This window comes from Algoriphagus ornithinivorans (assembly GCF_900115305.1).
GTDB lineage: Bacteria > Bacteroidota > Bacteroidia > Cytophagales > Cyclobacteriaceae > Algoriphagus > Algoriphagus ornithinivorans.
Map to the genome: position 1 here is coordinate 1 of NZ_FOVW01000023.1, position 1,034 is coordinate 1,034.

The following is a 1,034-nucleotide window of genomic DNA, read 5'->3' on the forward strand; positions in this document are numbered from 1 at the left end:
GATGAGACAGGTTGTGAGAGTTTGACAAGAACTCCAGTAACCTTGACGATCAATGCAGCCCCTGCTGCTCCGGTATCTGGAGGTAATCAAGAAACCTGCTTTATACAAGAAGGTCAGACCTTAACCGCATCAGCTTCTGTTCCGCAAGGCTTCTCTATTATCTGGTATAATTCTCCTGAAGGAGGACAAGTTGTAGAACCTACGCTTAGCGAGGTAGGAACTGTTACATATTATGCGGCATCCATAAATAATACTACAGGTTGCGAAAGTATTGAGAGAACAGCTGTAACCCTTACGCTTAATACTTGCTTGATTTCTATCGAAAAAACAGCTGATGTTGATTCAGTTACTGTAGCGGGTCAGGTAGTTACTTATACCCTTACTATTAGAAATCTCAGCACTATTACTTTAACGGATGTGAATGTTCTTGATCCTTTGACAGGGTTAAATCAAGTCATCCCGTCGATTGAAGTAGGTGGTGTGGTAATAATTGAAACCCAATACACAGTTACTCAGGAAGATATAGATAGCGGTGAGCTTGAGAACATTGCTTCTGTAACAGGAAATGCGGGAGAAGAAGAAGTATCAGATGATGCGACATTAATAATTCCTGCAGACCAGAATCCGGATATCCAGATTGAGATCACTGATAATGATGCAGTGATTACTGAAGCAGGTCAGGAGATTCCTTACACGATTACAGTGACCAACACCGGTAATGTGACTCTGACCAATGTGACGGTAGTGGATACCAAAACAGGTTTGGTGGTGAACATCGGTACACTGAAGCCGGGAGAAACCAAAACTGTGGAAACCACTTATCCTGTTACCCAGGAAGATGTGGATGCCGGTGAGGTAACCAATGAGGCTAGCGTAACCGGTGAAAGTCCAAATGCTGGTGATGACGACCCTACAGACAATGATTCGGTGACTACCCCGATTACTCCTGCACCAGGAATATCGATTGTGAAGAGCAGCGACAAGTCTGAGATCAGGGATCTGGGTGAAACGGTAACCTACACGTTGGTTGTGAC

1 protein-coding gene is annotated in these 1,034 nt (G+C 44.1%); it reads left to right on the plus strand.

Annotation, left to right across the window (positions count from 1 at the left end; all coding sequences use genetic code 11):
- Nucleotides 1–1,034, plus strand: a 1,034-nt coding sequence (locus tag BM073_RS17920; protein ID WP_456151155.1) for a CLIPPER-2 domain-containing protein, incomplete at both ends; no start/stop codon positions are given.